We start from the raw sequence: 17,026 nt of genomic DNA on the forward strand, positions 1-17,026 counted from the left end.
CGATATGTTTCTTCACCTGCACAACATGTCGCTGAAAATCGATTAAATCGTGAATTTACTGCAAGCAAACCCAACGAAAAATGGGTAACAGATGTGACGGAGTTCAAATTAGGAAATGGAAAGAAAGCTTATTTAAGCGCTATTCTAGATCTTTACGATGGCTCTATTATCAGTTATGTATTGGGGCATTCAAATAATAATGAATTGGTATTTAAGACGTTTGATTTAGCAATGCTTACTTTAAAAGATGGAGAACAACCGTTACTTCATAGTGATCGTGGCTATCAGTACACATCACATGGATTTAAAAGAAGAATAGATGGAGCAGAGATGATTCATAGCATGTCCCGTGTAGGCAAATGTATAGATAACGGACCAATGGAATCATTTTGGGGAACATTGAAATGTGAAAAGTATTATTTACATAAGTACCAAACATTTGAAGCGTTACAACAAGCGATTGAGGATTATATCCAGTTTTACAATAACGATAGATACCAAGAACGATTAAACGGCTTAAGCCCATTAGAATATAGGGCTAAAGCCGCTTAAAAGCTTTTTATTATTTCCACTGTCTACTTGACAGGGAGCAGTTCAGAGATGAGAAGGTTTTTTATTTATTTCTTTTTTTCATGAATTTCTTCATGATAATAATGAATACCTGTATGTCCTCCACCTTCAGCAACCATTTCGTTTGAAGCTATTTTCGTTGGGGATGTTCCAGCTTCTGTCGCGACTTCAGTAGTTATACGTTCTGAAATGTTTGTGTGCATGTCCATATTCGTTGTATTCAGATAAGATCCCAATTTAGATTTTGCACCATTGAACATACTTAATGCTTTATCTCGGTTTTCTTTTTTACTTAAATAAGATGCTGCTAATCCAGCTAACCCTGCAATCACAACACCTGTTCCTTTACGTTTTGCCATTATAAATCCCTCCCAAAATAGTGGCTCGTATTATATCTTTTCCTTATTTTTATTAGACTAAACATAATTTTTATTTATGTTATAGCATATATAAGGTGAGAATTCTCTATCCCTTTCGTTTCTGTTAGATCGTTATAGTGAGGAGCCTAATTTTGTAATTATTTATGATTATAAAGGACGAATAAAGGTAATTAATGTATTAATACTAGCAACAGGAGAGTGGTTATTATGAAAGATCTAGACTTAGTATATGATTGGGTAGATTTGGCTTCATTAATAGGTGGAGCGAGTCTCTTAACTGCACTAATTTATAGTATCCTTTTACTGTAAGGAGCATCTTGGATATTTTTCCACAGGAATCAATTATGCATTCATCTCACCACCTATAGAGCGGACGACTTCTGTACCTGCCACTTCGCTTTCGGTACAAAAAACTTTTGCTAAAAAAGTTAAAAGGCAATCTGCATACTTAACAATTGCAGATCGCCTTATTTTTTATTGTTTTACATCATCATAAGCATTAGATTTTTCAAATGCTGCAACTACATAGGAACAAACAGCTTCCATTTTATAGCCATTTCCACGGGCGTATGCCGCTGCATATTCTAATAATTTTTTGGCCACACCTTGTCCACGGAGCTTATCTGATACATATGTGTGATCCATTACCATTACTTGCCCCTTTTGTTGCCATGTAATTTCTGCTAACCTTTCCCCTTCTTGCTCATAGACAAAAGCAAGTTTATTTTCTGCTAGCTGCTGTAATTGAAATTCCATTTCTCATCACTCCTTTTTTTCATAGTAACATAGCCTTTTACATTTTTACAAAGATAGTGGGTGCACTTAAAAAATCCAATCCCTTGAACAAAGATGATAAAAATAAAAGAATCTGCTCACTTTCCTCTAGCAATCAGGAGGAAGTGTTGCAGACTCTTTTCTATGAATTAATTAAACCATGAAGAAATTGTATCCTTTAAATTAGCAAAGAAATTTTGCACACTTGCCCAAAATCCTTCATCTTCCATAAGTGCGCCAAATTTCTCTTTTATTGTATTGCTAATATCATCTAATTGTTCAGACCATTTACTAAAATCAATGTCTAGCTTACTAATTTTGTCCATCAAATCAACTAGCAATTGACGGTCCTGTTCACTTAAATTAATTTCAAGCTTGTTTAATTGCTCTTGCACAATCTGTTCAACATCTTCTCGAGTTGCTGGCTTTGATTCTGCAATTTGTTTTTTGATTTCCGTTAGTAATTGTGCAACCTTGGCATCGTCCACCCCTGCTGATTGTGCAAGAGTAGTTGCAACAGATAATTCTTCGTTGGCAACATCTGTACGATCAATATCAAGTTTTTCACCTGTTGTTACTTCGTAGGCTTTGTAAATTCCCACAAGCGCTGAATGACCTGTTACTGCTTTTGGTGCAGCCACCTGTACTGTTGCATCTTCAATACCTGCTGTTAGCATTGCGTTTGCATACATTTCAGACGTAACTTGTGTAATATTTGATGGTGTAACAATCTCAATAACTAAACCTTCTCCTGCATTCTTGCGCGTAATTTTAGCAGAAGAATACATACGAGAGCTTGAATTACTATCTTTAATATATTTAACTAAGTCTTGACCTGATACTGTTATTTCTTCAATTTCAGGCTCTTCATCCACTTTTAATGATTTTTTAACAGACTCTTTTTCAGCCTCAGATAAGTTTGCTCCATATACGACGATCGGTACGCCTAGTTTTTCATCAATTGCTTTTGGTGGCGTATTATCAGCTGCAAAACTTGTTGCTGGTGCCATCACGCCAAATACTAACATAGTCGCTGTTAGTATTTTCATCCACGTTTTTTTCAAATTGTGTGACCCCTTTCGTTAGAAAACACATTTGGTCTGTATAATGTACGCCATTATACAGTAATTAGTACGAAAAAAAGACGAGAAGGTTTCAATGTTGTCTCTCGTCATTTCTTTTATTCTGGCAGTATCCCCACTCTTTAGCATCTCACTATTTCGTGGCTTCTTATGCCCTAAATTTCTTCAGTCCAACCGTTTTGCTGTTTCACTTTACCAGCTTTCAGCAGTGTTCCTAATGCACGTTTAAATGCAGCCTTACTCATATGGAACATTTCTTGAATTTCTTCAGGAGAGGATTTATCGCCAAAAGGCATTTTGCCCCCAACCTCTTGTAAATAGTTTAAAATTCGCTGAGCATCGTCAGAAATACGCTCATGCTTACGTGGTAAAAGTGAACCATTCATTGAACCATCATCTTTTACATCAATTATACGAACAACTACGTCTTGTCCAAGACGAGGTTCTGCATTACGCTCTGATTCATGGACAAAAATGCGGTACGGAATTTCTACGCCCAATAAAAATGAGCCTACTGGTAATAAACGATATGGGCGTGCCTTAATGTTTTTATTGTGCATGTCTTCAAATGCACCTTCATATAATTCCGAGATTTTTTCTTCAGTTGCTAAACGTCCAAATAAATCACCATTGCGATCTGTACGTAATGTCATAAATACATGGTCGCCTGGCGCTGGCCAAAGCTCTGTTATTGCAGGTAAATCTTCCGCTTTCACTAGCACTTCACGTGAAGTACCGATATCTACAAAAGCCCCTTCACGCTCGGCTACTCTTAGGACACGAGCCCAACCGTATTCACCTTGTACGAAAGTGGGGATAGCTGTCGTAGCCGCTAAATCACCACGACGATCCGCAAATAAAAATACTTCAAGGCGATCACCTACTGCAAGTGGCTCTGTTACCTCTGAAGCATTTAAAGGTAGTTCGTCAACTCCATTTGTTAAGATCCATTTCGATGCTTGTTGCTCTAATACAGTTAACGTAACAACTTCACCTGATTTTAATTCGTTCATATTGTCTTCCTTTCCTTCACACCATCATTTTCGCAAAAAACTTTATAGATTATGTTGTATCTTAGTTGCCTCTAGTTTTTTCGCGATGTCCGGATTTTCTTCCATTACCTGTACAAGATCCGCAATTCGGTCGATTGAATTCCAACTTAAATGATGTTCGATTCCTTCTACATCATCGTAAATACGCTCTTCATCTACACCAATGATTCGCAAAAATTGCTCTAGAAGCTCATGGCGCTGTACAAGACGTTTTCCAAGCTTTTCTCCTTTGGGCGTCAATGTAAGTCCACGGTATTTTTCATAAACTAAATAACCATCTTTATCTAATTTTTGAACCATTTTTGTAACAGAAGAAGGAAGAACAGATAATGCTTCAGCAATGTCAGACACACGGGCATACCCTTTATTAGCGATTAATAAATATATTTGTTCGATATGGTCCTCCATACTAGGTGTTGGCATATCCTATTCCCTCTCTTTCCTTTTCTTACTCTCTAGTTTACTACAAGCTTGGCTTAAAAGTTAACTGAAAATACATATGCCAGAAAAACACTACATGGGCAATCAAAAAAGGGCCAGCTTCATCTAGAAGTTGGCTCCACTTTATGTCGAGGATGCTTATTTACCACATGTAATGCATGAATAATCTCTTTATTAATTCGTTCGATATTTTCAGGAGTATTTATCACTTTAAACGCTTCATCTCGGGATTCCAAAGATGTAACATACTTACTAGGCAATGCATTCAGTGTAAGTGCCACTGCATCAAGTTCACAGATTTCACATTTACAAAATGTTTGATATTCCGGTCCTCGTAGTAGAAAGCTTACTAAACCACGCACAATTTCCTCTGTAACATTTACTAAAATAGGATCTGACATATTCAAACCATCGCCTCGTTTATATTATTGTTACATTATTCCTGAAACCATAATAGCGGTAACAAGGTTTTTTTTCAAGAATCACTAGTAGTATAAAAACGACTAGCTTCTTAGCGAGATTAATGACCTACATTTGTCACCGAATCACATCTTATTTACTACTTCTTAGTTTTGATTAATCGTAATGAATTAAAAACAACTAGTAATGTAGCGCCCATATCTGCAAAGATTGCAATCCATAATGTTAACCATCCCGGGATAACGAGTAACAGGGCCACTACTTTTAAGACTAGGGCAAATATAATGTTCTCTTTAATGATGCGTAATGTTTTTCTACTTAAACCAATTGTATATGGAAGTTTCGATAAATCATCACCCATTAATGCGATATCCGCTGTTTCTAGTGCTGCATCAGTGCCAGCACCTCCCATTGCAATGCCAACATTGGCTGAAGCAAGTGCGGGTGCATCATTGACACCATCTCCTACCATCGCCACTGCGCCAAACTGTGCACGTAAATCTTTAATGGCCATTAATTTTTCTGCTGGTAATAAACTTGCTCTCACATCTGTCATTTTTAAAGAAGTTGCAATTGCCTGTGCTGTTGGTTCTGCATCGCCTGTCAGCATAACTTTATGCTTTATTTTTAGACCATTTAACTTATCCAAGACATCTTTACTCTCTTGACGTAATTGATCAGCAATTCCAATCATCCCAATATACTGATCATTACTAACAGCTGCTACAACTGTTTTACCCTGTTTTTGAAGTTTTTTAACCTGTTCTTTTACCATCTCATCAACAGTCGTTAAAGTAGCAATCCATTTTAAGCTTCCTACATAGATTATTTGGCCATTAACCGTTGCATAAGCGCCCATACCTGTTACGGATTGAAAGTCTGTCGGTATAAGCTCTGTTAAATTTTTATCATGCAATGCCTGCAAAATAGCTTTAGCTAATGGATGTTGCGATTGTTTTTCAACTGCTGCTACCAGCTGTAAAACACATTCCTCAGACATCCCTTTCGCTGTAAAAATATCCGTTACAGCAGGTTTCCCTTTTGTCAGTGTACCTGTCTTATCAAATGCTATTGCTTCAATATGACCGAGCTGCTCTAAATGAATACCTCCTTTAATAAGAACGCCTTGTCTAGCGGCATTCCCAATTGCTGTAACGATAGCAACTGGTGTAGAAACAACAAGTGCACATGGACAACCTACAACAAGGACTGCTAATCCTTGATAAATCCAATGTTGCCAATCACCTATAAATAAAGGTGGTATAACGGCCACTAGTAAGGCAATAATCATAATTGCCGGTGTGTAGTATTTCGCAAAGCGATCAACGAACTGCTGTGAAGGTGCTTTTTCTGCCTGTGCCTCTTCAACAAGATGAATAATTTTTGCAATTGTTGTGTCCTCTACTCGCTTTGTCACACGTACCTCTAAGGCACCTTCTTCATTTAAAGTACCTGCAAATACTTCATCATCGACCGTTTTATTAACAGGAATAGATTCGCCTGTAATCGCTGCCTGATTCACTGCTGACAATCCACTCACTACAATTCCGTCCATAGCAATCTTCTGACCAGGTTTAACGATTAAAATATCCCCAATTTCAATTTCCTCAGTTGGTAGCTCGAATTCATGGAAATGCTCACCATGTGCCCGCTTTACTGTTGCCGTTGGAGGAGCGATATCCATAAGCTGACGAATTGATTGACGTGCTTTATCCATCGAATACGCTTCAAGTGCCTCACTAACCGCAAACAAAAAGACAACAACAGCCGCTTCTTCCCATTCTCCTATAATAGCCGCACCTATTATGGCAATGGTCATCAGCGTCTTCATATCAAATTCAAAGCGTGCTAGATTGCGGAAGCCTGTTTTAAAAATGCCAATTCCCCCAACTAGAATCGCGATAATAAACATCCCAATAGCCAGTGGATCCGTTTCACTACGTATTGCCCCAAACACATATCCTAGCACTACAAATAACAAGGAAATACCAGCTAATATATTTTCTATTTTTCGATAAAAAGGTGTTGATTTTCCAAGTGTTTTTACTGTTGAATGGGATACTTTTATGCCGTCGAAAGCACCTGCCTCTTCAAGTTGATCAACGCCAATATCACCAATAACTGTTATTTTTGAAGCACCGAAATTAACTTGTGCATCCTGTACCGCTGGAATAGCTTTCACATTTTTTTCGAACTTTGCTGCACAGCTGGCACAAGACAAGTTTTGTAGCCTGTATTCTTGTTTAGTTGGCGTCGCTCCCATTTACAATCCCCTCTTTCACATGTTCATAGGCAACCGTTACAATTTGATACACATGCTCATCAGCTAAAGAGTAATACATCTGCTTTCCTTTACGATACGATTTTGCTAAGTTATTATCTTTCAAATAACGTAAATGATGCGATGCTGTTGCTACTGACGAGCCAATAATGGAGGCAACATCACAAACACATAATTCATCCTCGACCGTTAAGGCATATGCAATTTTGAGTCTTGTTTCATCAGATAATGCTTTTAAAAATTTTGCTACTCCTGATAGATCTGGCATTTGCTGTTGTACCTTTTTGACCGCTTCTTCGTTAACATGCGTTACTTCACATACTTCTTTTTGCATTTCCTCACCTCATTCAAATGTTCGTTTGATTGTTTTCACTATAGCATAATATTCCATCATATTCAAATGAGTGTTTGAATGTAAATGATGTATATCTTTATTACTCCAATTAATTTTAAATTCACATAAGCAAAAAAATCAGTGCACAAAATGTACACCGATTTTTAATAGACACTAGTTATTAAGCTGTAATTCGATTGGACAATGGTCACTACCCATAATATGTGAATGAATATTTGCCACATCAATTTTGTCTTTTAATCTCTCAGACACAATAAAGTAATCAATACGCCACCCAATATTACGCTCGCGTACTTTATTCATATAAGACCACCATGTATAGTGATCTCTTGTATCTGGATGCATATAGCGGAATGAATCCACAAAACCACTTGCCAATAGCTCAGTCATTTTTGCACGTTCTTCATATGTAAAACCTGAATTACCAACATTCGACTTTGCATTTTTTAAATCAATTTCCATATGTGCAACATTTAAATCGCCACAGTATACTATCGGTTTCTTGGCATCTAGCTCTTTTAAATATAGCGCTAACCGATCCTCCCACTCTAAACGAAGAGGTAATCTAGCTAAATCACGCTGTGAATTTGGGGTATAAACATTCACTAAGTAAAAATCTTCATACTCTAATGTAATAATTCTCCCCTCTTCTTGTGATTCATCCTCACCAACGCCATAACGTACTGCAAGTGGCGTATGCTTTGTAAAAATCGCTGTACCTGAATAACCTTTCTTCTGTGCATAATTCCAATATTGCTCATATCCCTCAAGTGAAATCTCCACTTGTCCAGCCTGACACTTCGATTCTTGAATACAGAAAAAATCTGCATCTACGTGATTGAAAAAATCTAAAAACCCTTTACCCAAGCAAGCTCGAATTCCATTGACATTCCAAGATATAAATTTCATTTACTGTTTCACTCCTCAAAAAACGCCCTCCGCCATTAGCGAAGAGCGTAGAGTTTTATAAGTCATCACCAACGATTTTTACTTCTGTTTCTAAATCGATGCCAAATTTTTCTTTAACTACTCGTTGTACCATGTCGATTGTTGCAATATAGTCAGTAGCCGTTGCATTACCTTTATTAACAATAAAGCCTGCATGCTTCGTTGATACCTCTGCATCACCTACACCTTTACCTTGTAAGCCACTATCTTGAATAAGCTTACCTGCAAAGTGACCTGGCGGGCGCTTAAAAACACTCCCTGCAGATGGGTATTCTAACGGCTGCTTAGATTCTCGCTGCAACGTTAAATCAGCAATTTTTGCATCAATTTCTTCCTGCACACCTTTAGCTAATTGAAATTCGGATGATAATACATAGTAACCTTTTTTAGCAATGATACTTTGACGATAACCAAGTTCAAGCTCTTCTTTCGATAATATTAAAATGTCGCCTTCTCTTGTTAGCACTTTTGATGAAATAATAATATCCTTAATTTCGCCACCATATGCACCTGCGTTCATTGCCATAGCTCCACCTATTGAACCAGGGATACCACATGCGAATTCAAAGCCTGTTAAAGATGCTGTTGCTGCTAGCTTTGATACATCTTTTATAAGCGCACCGCTTTGCGCGTAGACATGGTCACCATTAATATGAATTTCATCTAAAAGTGAAAATGTAACAACGATTCCTCGATGACCGCCATCACGAACGACCATATTAGATCCATTACCTAACATTAATAATGGTATATTATTCATGTTAGCATAACGAATAACCGTTGCTGCCTCATCCTCTGTTTCAACAAGAACGAAAACATCCGCTTTACCACCTAATTTTGTCATAGTATATTGCTGTAATGATTCATCTAACTTAATATTGGCCGGATTAACGCTCTGTGCTAAATCCGTCACCCATTGTTCTTTTGTCATGAAGCTAATTCCTTTCTAACGTCCTTCTTACTCCTACACTAGTATGGATATAGAACCCTAATTTGACAAGTGAAATGAAGGGTATTTTTTATCTCGCCTTAACAGACAGCGAGGCTACCTGTGCAGAGATGATGAATATCATAAAGAAAATTCGTGGTCATTCCTAGTGACATAAATAGCCGATTGTTCACCCACCATCAAAATTCCAATAGACCTACATTAAAGCCAACTCGTTGCCCATGATTCAATATTGCGGATTGCCCCTTCTAATGCCCGACCTTTATCTGTTAAAGAATATTCTACACGCACTGGTACCTCTGAATACACTCTGCGTTCAACAAGCCCTTCTTTTTCTAGCTCTTTTAAACGTTCAGATAATAAACGACCACTAACAGGTAATGCAGATTCAATCTCATTAAAGCGCTGTGGTCCATCTAATAATTGATATAAAATTAGCCCTGTCCAGCGTTTTCCGATTAAATCCATTGCTTTAGCTAAACGAGGACATAAATTTGTCTCATTCATTATTTTCACCTCTTATGTACTCTATTGTAACGATTAATTTAAGAAAAGTAAATTTGAAGTAACTTATTTACTTATCGTAATTTATTTATTATTTTATATTTAATTACCAAAAATAATTTATAAGTTTTATTAATGGAAAACTATGTACCTCTATGCTCAAATAAAGCAAGGATATAGAAATTAACCTTGGCCGACCACTTCATGGATGACCATGGAATCTAATGACTACATACTACTTATAGATGCACCCGCCTTTAAAATTATGACCACTTTATTAAGAGCGATCGTCTAGAATTAAAAATGAGTGGTCGTGATTATGGGCAACTTGCAGATGGAGATTTTGCCATGTTAACATTTCAAGGAACAAGGTATCAGACCTTTGAACGACATAAAAAGGAGAGCAGCGATTCATTCGCACTCTCCTTTTCATTTTCATTATTTAATTAAATATTTACCAAAGCCGCCTTCTGTATCTCCTAAATATTCGATATTGCTGCCTGCAGGAATGACTTTTTGTGCATCCTTAGCAGAGTGGTAAATAATTTTTGTATTTGCTGGGAATGGTGCAAATGACCAGTTATTATCCGCAGCAGGATTAATTGTTTTGTTTTCCATGATGTAGTCAATAACAGCTTGGCGATTTTCGTACGCATAATTTGTTACATTAGAGCCATCTGTATTTTTGAATGTAGCACCATAAGAACCACCAACACGGTAGTTGTTTGTAATAATGATGAATTCTTGATTTAGATCAATTGGTTTACCGTTATATTGTACGTTTTTAATACGGTTTGCTTTTTCGTCTACTAAGTCACCACGACGATCATATTTAGGCGGTGAAGTTACATCAATTTGATATGTTAAACCATCTAATACATCAAAATTGTAAGAACGTGCTTCTGGGTCAATAATGTTTTGTTCTTCCGTTTTATTCGGATCGATTGTAGCAAATATACCAGCAGCCATTTCTAACCATTCAATGGCTTGTGCTCCTGTTACTTTAATCGTTGAAACAGTATTGTCAAAATGATAGATGTCTGCCATATTTTTAATCGCAAGCGGACCTACAGGAATGTTTGTATAATCTGCAGGGTTGTTACGTGAGCCTGCTTTGAAAGGTGCACCAGCTGAAAGAAGTGGTGTGTTTTCATCAGCAGTACCTTTTAATTCTTTTTCAACAAACCATTTTTGAGCTTGCGTCACGATTTGAATTGAAGAATCGTCTTGAACCATTGAGAAGTAACTATGAATCGGTGCTTTTGTCTCACCAACAGGTTGACGAATATACTTTAACGTTCCTTCATGCGCTTCTTTAACTGCATCTAAAACTGCTTTAGATGGTTGTAAGCCTTCTTGTTTAATAGAACGGATAGAACCTTGTCCATCCACTACAGCCCATTTAGAACCTTGTTGTTCTAGCTTTAAGTCGATGACTCCAAGATAGCTACCATAGCTTCCTGCCATTACAGTAGGTACACCGTTAATTGTACCTTTTTCTTGGTCAACATTTTTCAGATTTTTATAGTCCCCTGGGAACGTTAAATGAGAGTGACCTGTAATTAAAGCATCGACACCCTCTATCTCAGAGATCTGGTATCCAACGTTTTCGGCACCTTTTACATAAGTGTCCTCACCAATACCAGAGTGTGAAAGAACCACGATTACGTCTGCTCCAGCCTTTTGCATTTCTGGTACAACTTCTTTTACCGCTTCAACTGGTTCTTGCATTTCTACCTTACCTGCTAAATGGATCGCATCCCATTCAACAATTTTCGTAGGTACGATACCTGTAACACCAACTTTAAGTGTGTGCTTTTTACCCGTATTATCTACAACCTCTTTATCAAGAATGACATAAGGTGAAAACATACGTTTTTTTGTTTTAGCATCGTAAGTGTTAGCATTTACGACTGGATATTTTGCATCATTTAATACTTCATCTAAAAACTCTAAGCCATAGTTAAACTCATGATTCCCTAAAGTTCCACCATCATATTTCAGTACGTTAAGTGCTGCTATAGCTGGATGAACCTCCCCTGGCTTTAAAGGGTTTTCTAGCGCTTTATAAGATCCTAATGGCGTTCCTTGAATTAAATCGCCATTATCAAATAATAATGTATTCGGGTTCTCAGTACGAGCTTGTTCAATTAATGTAGCAGTGTTTGCTAAACCTACAGTAGCTGATTCAGCATCTAAGAAATAATTGTAATTTACAAGGTTTGTATGAATATCTGTTGTACCTAAAATTTGAAGATCCACTGTAGTTGCAGATGTAGGTAATTTGTATTCAGCTACAAAACGTTCAACAATGCTTTGCATTTGCTCAGTTGTTACATAGTCACGAGGACGAATTGTGTTATCCTCAAAGCCTTGTAATATGTTTGCTGCAACAGCATTTGCTAAATCTTGCTTATGTGTGCTAGCAACTTGATCTGCATCTTTAAACTGATCTAATACAGAAAGTGGAGCGTTTTCATTGACTAATCCACGAGCAGAAATAACAAATGCTTGTTGACGTGTCAATTTATCGTTTGGACCAAACAATGTCGCAGTTTTACCTTTAATAAGTTTTAGTTCTACTGCTTTTTCTACATACGGGGCTAAATCCTTAGGGACATCAGTGAAGGCAAGATTAGAACCATCACCTAGCTCGACATTTAAGCTTTCCACTAATTCTTTCACGTAATCTCCACGTGTCACATCGTTTGATGCAGCATTTGCGGAAAATCCAAATGGCAACACCGTGAATAGAATAAGTAACATCGCAAAGAATTTAGTTATTATTTTCTTATTCATGTAACAGCCTCCTATAAATCTATTATTTTCCTACGATTTCTATTATATTATACTAATCTGTATTTTTACTGAATAAATAGTCCTAATTGTATGTAATTTTAGAAGAATAGCTAAACACTTTACCTAAAAATGATCGATTAATATTATGACATAATCATTTATTATAATCTGATGTTATTAAATGTAAATCAATAAAAAGTGCCTAGTACCAATATGTCAGACCTCCTTACCATTACCGTACCTCTATGAAAGAAGTAAAAAAAGTCCTCTCAAATTAGAGAGAACTTTTATCAATAAATAATTTATTATACATTTACAGTTTGTAAAGATTGAGCTACTTTTTTTACTGCCTCTAGGCCATTTGCAATAATCTCTTGAGCTTTATCTGGTGAAGCATTATGACCTTCAATGATCACTTCTTCAATAATTTCCATCCCAAATATGCCACCAACAACGTTTTTAATGTAGTTAACTGACATTTCCATTGGCTGAGCTTCTGGTAATGAATAGTAACCGCCACGAGCATTTAAAATAATAGCTTTTTTGTCAGTCATTAAACCTACTAATTGACCGTTTTCATTATATTTAAATGTATAACCAGATTGGAATACATAATCAATGAAAGTTTGTAAAGTTGCTGGAATTGTTAAGTTCCAAAGAGGGAAAGCAAACACGACTACGTCAGCTGCAGTTAAAGCATCCATAGCTTTTTGTTTAGCCGCTAAAAGACGGGATTCAATGTTAGTTAACTCTTCACCATTTTGTACTTTACCAAAAGCATTGAAAAGATCTTGACCGAAATAAGGCATGTCTTCTGCGAATACGTCAAAAGTCGTTACATTTACACCTTGTAGATTTTCCATAAATGTGTCATACATTTTTGTTGAAATACCGTCAGGACGGTTGTTAGCTTTTACTACTAATACGTTCATTATATAAATTCTCCCTTTAAATTCACAGTTTAATTTATCTCGAATTCAAGATATATTAGTATCTTAAAAAATTCTCTATTAAAAGTCAACGCTAGTAGACTCAGACTTTTGACTGAAATGTTGGAAGTGACGGGTTCACCATTAATCTGATCAGCTTCCTTCCAAACGTAATCGGGTCCTATTATTTTTTACTTTTCTCCGACAGAATTAAAATTTACAGCTATCATCTGTACAAACTCCACCATCTTCAGACCCTGCGACCTTTAATCCAGATTGTAAGCCTTCTTCCTCTGCTACTTTACGCAAAGTTTCTTCAAAAACTTCTTGAGGTTGTGCTCCTGAAATACCGTACTTACGATTTAACACAAAGAACGGTACGCCTCGTACGCCAAGTTGTAGCCCCTCTTGTATATCAGTCTCTACCTCTGTTTTAAAATCATCGCTAGAAAGTACCTTTGTCACTTCTTCACGATTCAAACCTACTTGCTCAGCAATATCGATTAATACGTCATCCTGCCCGATACGCTTTGCTTCGATAAAATAATTGTGTAACAATGCTTCTACCAGCGCTGTCACATCCCCTTGCTGTTCCGCCCATTTTACTAAACGATGTGCTTTTAATGTATTTTCTTCCATTAGCTTATCGAAGTTATAGTCCAGACCAACCTCTTTCGCACGAGCTGCAACACCTTGCGCCATTTCCTTCGCTTTTTCTAGCGTCATCCCGTACTTATTCGCTAAATATTCATACGTAGACAAATTTGTATCTTCAGGCGTTGTTGGGTCAAGTTGATAACTTTTATAAACGAGCTCCACCTGTCCTGCAAAACCAGTATCCTGAATAGCCTGCTCTAATTGTTTTTTACCAATATAACAAAATGGGCATACATAATCTGACCAGATTTCAATTTTCATAACGAGTCACGCTCCTTTTGCTACATTGTAGCGGCAATCCTGACATTAAGGCAATTTTTCTGCTTCATTGCATAAATTTTCAAATCAATCTACATACTGAACTTAAAAACAATGTGAGGTTTATGTATGACACAATCTCTTTGGCTGGCAACAACTGATCCCGTCTCCCTAACATCTCTTCCTGCATCAACGACTTGTGATGTATGTATAATCGGTGGAGGCTTGACGGGACTATACACTGCCTATGTCTTAGCAAAATCCGGTGTAGATGTAGTCTTGCTTGAGGCAAATTCTCACATCAGTCATGGTACGACTGGTAACTCAACGGGAAAATTAACTGCGCAACATAGCTTAGTTTATGGCAATCTAATAGAAAAACTTTCTGTAGATGAGGCACGGCTCTATTATCAGCTCAATCAACTGGCTGTTGAAAAGGCTTTACAGTTGCTCCCTAAGAAGAGTATTCAACAAGTAGATTCATTGCTTTATTGCCAAACTAAAGAAGGCTATGCCCAATTATTAAAAGAATGGAATGCCTATAAAGTATTAAATATTACGGCGAAAATCACTTCTGATACAGAGCTTCCCTTTCCGATAACAAAAGCGCTAAGTATGTCCCAGCAAGCTCAAATAAATCCTGTAGAGGTTTGTAACTTCCTTGCAAAAGAAGCGCAATCGTTGGGAGCAAAAATTTATACAAATACCCGTGTTCAGCATTTAAACATACCACAAAATAACTTACAAACCGCAAGTGATATGTCGGTTCAATATAACAAGCTTGTTTTGTGCACACACTATCCCATCGAAGCCTTTAAAGGGCTACAGCTTTTTAAACTATCTAACAGTCGCTCTTATATGGTTGCTGCTAAAATTACTGATACCCTGCAAGGACAATATTTATGCGTAGATACTCCTACTCGCTCTATTCGGACGGCTACCATTAACGACGAGCATTATTTAGTATTAGGTGGAGCTAATCATATTGCAGGTGAAACAACTAATACGGAGCCCTATTATGAAGCTATTCAAAATGAAATGAAGGGGCATTTCGATCAGGATCCAATCTATCGATGGTCAGCGCAAGACATTGAAACACCTGATATGGTACCTTATGTCGGCAGGATTACGCAGTCCTTGCCTCATGTTTTCATTGCAACTGGCTATCGAAAATGGGGAATTTCTAATTCTTTTGTAGCTGGAGATTTACTATCCTCTCTAATAACTGGGGCAAGGAATGAGGATGGAGCAATGGCCCTTTATTCACCAGCACGTACGAAATTTGGCGCTCAGTTCATGCAAATGCTAAAGGTAGGCGGCTTCGTTGCAAAGGAGTTTGTATCTGGTTATATTAGACATGGCAATGCACCAACTTGCACGCATTTAGGCTGTAAAACAAAATGGAATGAAGCCGATGAAACTTGGGATTGCCCTTGTCACGGCTCCCGTTTTAATGCCCAAGGTGAAGTACTTGAAGGCCCTGCTGTGCGTCCATTAAAGCTAGATTAAAAAAAGAGGTTGCCTTTTTTAGGGCAACCTCTTTTCCATTATTTCAATGCGTCAGTTAAAACTGGAACGATTTGTTTTTTACGAGATACGACACCTGGTAAAATTACTCGATTATTTACAAGCTCAGCACCAAATCCTTTTGCTGCAGCCTCTGCTACTTGTCCAATAGCAACAGCTGTTGAGTCATTGTTTAAAATATCTGTTACAACGAAGAAGAATAGGTCTAAGCCATTTTCAGCTACATTTTTGTTTAACAAAATTTCTAGTTCCTCTTGGCGGCCAAGCACATCGTTAATATCGACTGCGTTTACCTGAGCTACTACAGATTTATATTCTCCGAATTGGAATTCTTTTGCATCTAAAGATAAAAGATCTTCTAATGATTTATCTGAAAGGTCAGCCCCTGCTTTAAGCATTGCTAATCCGTATTCAGCAACATCAACACCTGCAATTTTAGCTAGTTCCTCACCAGCTTTTACATCTTGTTCTGTGCAAGTTGGAGATTTGAATAATAATGTATCAGAAACGATGGCAGAAAGCATTAATCCAGCGATATTTGCAGGGATTTCTACGCCATTTTCCTTGAAAATTTTGTTTAAAATTGTTGCAGTACAGCCTACAGGTTCTGCACGGTAATATAGTGGATCAGCCGTTTGGAAGTTAGCAATACGGTGATGATCGATTACTTCTGTAATTTGTACTTCTTCAATGCCATCAGCTGATTGCTGGAATTCATTGTGGTCCACAAGAATTACTTTTTCTGCTTCCCCAACTACCGAAGAAATTAATCGTGGTGCCTCAAAGCCAAATTTGTCTAATGCAAATTTTGTTTCATTATTCACTTCCCCAAGACGTACAGCTTCCGCATCTACTCCGATTTGTTGCTTTAAATATGCATATACAATAGCAGACGTAATTGTGTCTGTATCTGGATTTTTATGTCCGAAAACTAAAACTTTACTCATTAAATTTATTCCTCCTAAATGGCAATAACATTTGCATTTTATTTTATCATACCTTATGAGCTAACATGATATAAAGTGAAAGTTTGTCTTTAATAGGTTCTCCTACATCTTCATGTATTTATACGTTTTAACAAATAGTCATTCTCAGATGAC

The 17,026-nt window shown here is 37.2% G+C and carries 18 protein-coding genes; 3 read left to right on the forward strand and 15 right to left on the reverse strand.

The annotated features are described in order from the left end of the window. Window positions 1–552: IS3 family transposase (locus tag BFJ97_RS11935; protein ID WP_068984883.1), on the forward strand; the 552-nt coding region annotated here is incomplete at its 5' end. Window positions 553–617: 65 nt separating this feature from the next. On the opposite strand, the gene BFJ97_RS11940 is transcribed toward BFJ97_RS11935, so the two are convergent. The 11 genes from BFJ97_RS11940 to BFJ97_RS11990 form a co-directional block, all read right to left on the reverse strand. Beyond that, window positions 618–929, reverse strand: coding sequence for a hypothetical protein (locus tag BFJ97_RS11940; protein WP_068984884.1), 312 nt, complete (start codon window positions 927–929; stop codon window positions 618–620). A 495-nt stretch (window positions 930–1,424) separates the two neighbouring features. Continuing rightward, the gene (locus BFJ97_RS11945) at window positions 1,425–1,706 is read right to left on the reverse strand and encodes a GNAT family N-acetyltransferase (RefSeq protein WP_068984885.1); all 282 of its coding nucleotides are present in this window, start codon (window positions 1,704–1,706) and stop codon (window positions 1,425–1,427) included. A 167-nt stretch (window positions 1,707–1,873) separates the two neighbouring features. Beyond that, window positions 1,874–2,788: a DUF1002 domain-containing protein gene (locus BFJ97_RS11950; RefSeq protein ID WP_068984886.1), complete on the reverse strand. Its 915-nt coding sequence runs from the start codon at window positions 2,786–2,788 to the stop codon at window positions 1,874–1,876. Window positions 2,789–2,961: 173 nt separating this feature from the next. After that, window positions 2,962–3,819 (reverse strand): CvfB family protein, encoded by an 858-nt coding sequence (locus BFJ97_RS11955; RefSeq protein WP_068984887.1) that lies wholly within the window; start codon window positions 3,817–3,819, stop codon window positions 2,962–2,964. Between the two features lie 42 nt (window positions 3,820–3,861). After that, on the reverse strand, window positions 3,862–4,281 hold the full coding sequence (mntR, locus tag BFJ97_RS11960; protein WP_068984888.1) for a transcriptional regulator MntR: 420 nt from the start codon (window positions 4,279–4,281) through the stop codon (window positions 3,862–3,864). Window positions 4,282–4,400: 119 nt separating this feature from the next. Beyond that, window positions 4,401–4,700: a late competence development ComFB family protein gene (locus BFJ97_RS11965; protein WP_375200828.1), complete on the reverse strand. Its 300-nt coding sequence runs from the start codon at window positions 4,698–4,700 to the stop codon at window positions 4,401–4,403. 158 nt (window positions 4,701–4,858) lie between these two features. Continuing rightward, window positions 4,859–6,982, reverse strand: coding sequence for a heavy metal translocating P-type ATPase (locus BFJ97_RS11970; protein WP_068984890.1), 2,124 nt, complete (start codon window positions 6,980–6,982; stop codon window positions 4,859–4,861). After that, entirely contained in the window at window positions 6,963–7,334 is a 372-nt protein-coding gene (locus BFJ97_RS11975) for an ArsR/SmtB family transcription factor (protein WP_068984891.1), read from the reverse strand. The genes BFJ97_RS11970 and BFJ97_RS11975 overlap by 20 nt, the downstream gene beginning before the upstream one ends. Before the next feature lie 174 nt (window positions 7,335–7,508). Continuing rightward, window positions 7,509–8,264: an exodeoxyribonuclease III gene (locus tag BFJ97_RS11980; protein WP_068984892.1), complete on the reverse strand. Its 756-nt coding sequence runs from the start codon at window positions 8,262–8,264 to the stop codon at window positions 7,509–7,511. 55 nt (window positions 8,265–8,319) lie between these two features. After that, window positions 8,320–9,234 carry a UDP-N-acetylmuramate dehydrogenase gene (gene murB, locus BFJ97_RS11985; RefSeq protein ID WP_068984893.1) on the reverse strand — a complete coding sequence of 305 codons (915 nt, stop codon included), beginning with the start codon at window positions 9,232–9,234 and terminating at the stop codon, window positions 8,320–8,322. A 219-nt stretch (window positions 9,235–9,453) separates the two neighbouring features. Continuing rightward, the gene (locus tag BFJ97_RS11990) at window positions 9,454–9,759 is read right to left on the reverse strand and encodes a winged helix-turn-helix transcriptional regulator (RefSeq protein ID WP_068984894.1); all 306 of its coding nucleotides are present in this window, start codon (window positions 9,757–9,759) and stop codon (window positions 9,454–9,456) included. A gap of 273 nt (window positions 9,760–10,032) precedes the next feature. Between BFJ97_RS11990 and BFJ97_RS25710 the strand changes: the two genes are divergently transcribed. Continuing rightward, entirely contained in the window at window positions 10,033–10,206 is a 174-nt protein-coding gene (locus BFJ97_RS25710) for a DUF2500 family protein (RefSeq protein ID WP_368072748.1), read from the forward strand. On the opposite strand, the gene BFJ97_RS11995 is transcribed toward BFJ97_RS25710, so the two are convergent. From BFJ97_RS11995 to BFJ97_RS12005, 3 genes are all read right to left on the reverse strand, one after another. Next, window positions 10,195–12,555 carry a bifunctional 2',3'-cyclic-nucleotide 2'-phosphodiesterase/3'-nucleotidase gene (locus BFJ97_RS11995; RefSeq protein ID WP_068984895.1) on the reverse strand — a complete coding sequence of 787 codons (2,361 nt, stop codon included), beginning with the start codon at window positions 12,553–12,555 and terminating at the stop codon, window positions 10,195–10,197. The two genes, BFJ97_RS25710 and BFJ97_RS11995, sit on opposite strands and share 12 nt — an antisense overlap. Window positions 12,556–12,860: 305 nt before the next feature. Continuing rightward, window positions 12,861–13,487, reverse strand: a complete 627-nt coding sequence (locus tag BFJ97_RS12000; protein ID WP_068984896.1) for an FMN-dependent NADH-azoreductase — start codon at window positions 13,485–13,487, stop codon at window positions 12,861–12,863. 207 nt (window positions 13,488–13,694) lie between these two features. Next, on the reverse strand, window positions 13,695–14,402 hold the full coding sequence (locus tag BFJ97_RS12005; RefSeq protein ID WP_068984897.1) for a DsbA family oxidoreductase: 708 nt from the start codon (window positions 14,400–14,402) through the stop codon (window positions 13,695–13,697). A gap of 126 nt (window positions 14,403–14,528) precedes the next feature. Here BFJ97_RS12005 and BFJ97_RS12010 point away from each other — a divergent pair, with 126 nt between their 5' ends. After that, window positions 14,529–15,908 carry an FAD-dependent oxidoreductase gene (locus BFJ97_RS12010; protein WP_068984898.1) on the forward strand — a complete coding sequence of 460 codons (1,380 nt, stop codon included), beginning with the start codon at window positions 14,529–14,531 and terminating at the stop codon, window positions 15,906–15,908. 38 nt (window positions 15,909–15,946) lie between these two features. On the opposite strand, the gene BFJ97_RS12015 is transcribed toward BFJ97_RS12010, so the two are convergent. After that, window positions 15,947–16,873 carry a manganese-dependent inorganic pyrophosphatase gene (locus BFJ97_RS12015; protein ID WP_068984899.1) on the reverse strand — a complete coding sequence of 309 codons (927 nt, stop codon included), beginning with the start codon at window positions 16,871–16,873 and terminating at the stop codon, window positions 15,947–15,949. Between the last annotated feature and the right edge of the window lie 153 nt (window positions 16,874–17,026).

This window comes from Lysinibacillus xylanilyticus, from assembly GCF_001708185.1.
Taxonomy (GTDB): domain Bacteria; phylum Bacillota; class Bacilli; order Bacillales_A; family Planococcaceae; genus Lysinibacillus; species Lysinibacillus xylanilyticus_A.

Bases quoted from the DNA above. Each gene is read 5' to 3' on its own strand.
- BFJ97_RS11940 (WP_068984884.1), bottom strand. From the start codon at position 929: ATGGCAAAACGTAAAGGAACAGGTGTTGTGATTGCAGGGTTAGCTGGA.
- mntR (WP_068984888.1), bottom strand. From the start codon at position 4,281: ATGCCAACACCTAGTATGGAGGACCATATCGAACAAATATATTTATTA.
- BFJ97_RS11995 (WP_068984895.1), bottom strand. From the start codon at position 12,555: ATGAATAAGAAAATAATAACTAAATTCTTTGCGATGTTACTTATTCTA.
- BFJ97_RS11990 (WP_068984894.1), bottom strand. From the start codon at position 9,759: ATGAATGAGACAAATTTATGTCCTCGTTTAGCTAAAGCAATGGATTTA.
- BFJ97_RS11955 (WP_068984887.1), bottom strand. From the start codon at position 3,819: ATGAACGAATTAAAATCAGGTGAAGTTGTTACGTTAACTGTATTAGAG.
- BFJ97_RS11980 (WP_068984892.1), bottom strand. From the start codon at position 8,264: ATGAAATTTATATCTTGGAATGTCAATGGAATTCGAGCTTGCTTGGGT.
- murB (WP_068984893.1), bottom strand. From the start codon at position 9,234: ATGACAAAAGAACAATGGGTGACGGATTTAGCACAGAGCGTTAATCCG.
- BFJ97_RS11970 (WP_068984890.1), bottom strand. From the start codon at position 6,982: ATGGGAGCGACGCCAACTAAACAAGAATACAGGCTACAAAACTTGTCT.
- BFJ97_RS12015 (WP_068984899.1), bottom strand. From the start codon at position 16,873: ATGAGTAAAGTTTTAGTTTTCGGACATAAAAATCCAGATACAGACACA.
- BFJ97_RS12005 (WP_068984897.1), bottom strand. From the start codon at position 14,402: ATGAAAATTGAAATCTGGTCAGATTATGTATGCCCATTTTGTTATATT.
- BFJ97_RS12000 (WP_068984896.1), bottom strand. From the start codon at position 13,487: ATGAACGTATTAGTAGTAAAAGCTAACAACCGTCCTGACGGTATTTCA.
- BFJ97_RS11965 (WP_375200828.1), bottom strand. From the start codon at position 4,700: ATGTCAGATCCTATTTTAGTAAATGTTACAGAGGAAATTGTGCGTGGT.
- BFJ97_RS12010 (WP_068984898.1), top strand. From the start codon at position 14,529: ATGACACAATCTCTTTGGCTGGCAACAACTGATCCCGTCTCCCTAACA.
- BFJ97_RS11975 (WP_068984891.1), bottom strand. From the start codon at position 7,334: ATGCAAAAAGAAGTATGTGAAGTAACGCATGTTAACGAAGAAGCGGTC.
- BFJ97_RS11945 (WP_068984885.1), bottom strand. From the start codon at position 1,706: ATGGAATTTCAATTACAGCAGCTAGCAGAAAATAAACTTGCTTTTGTC.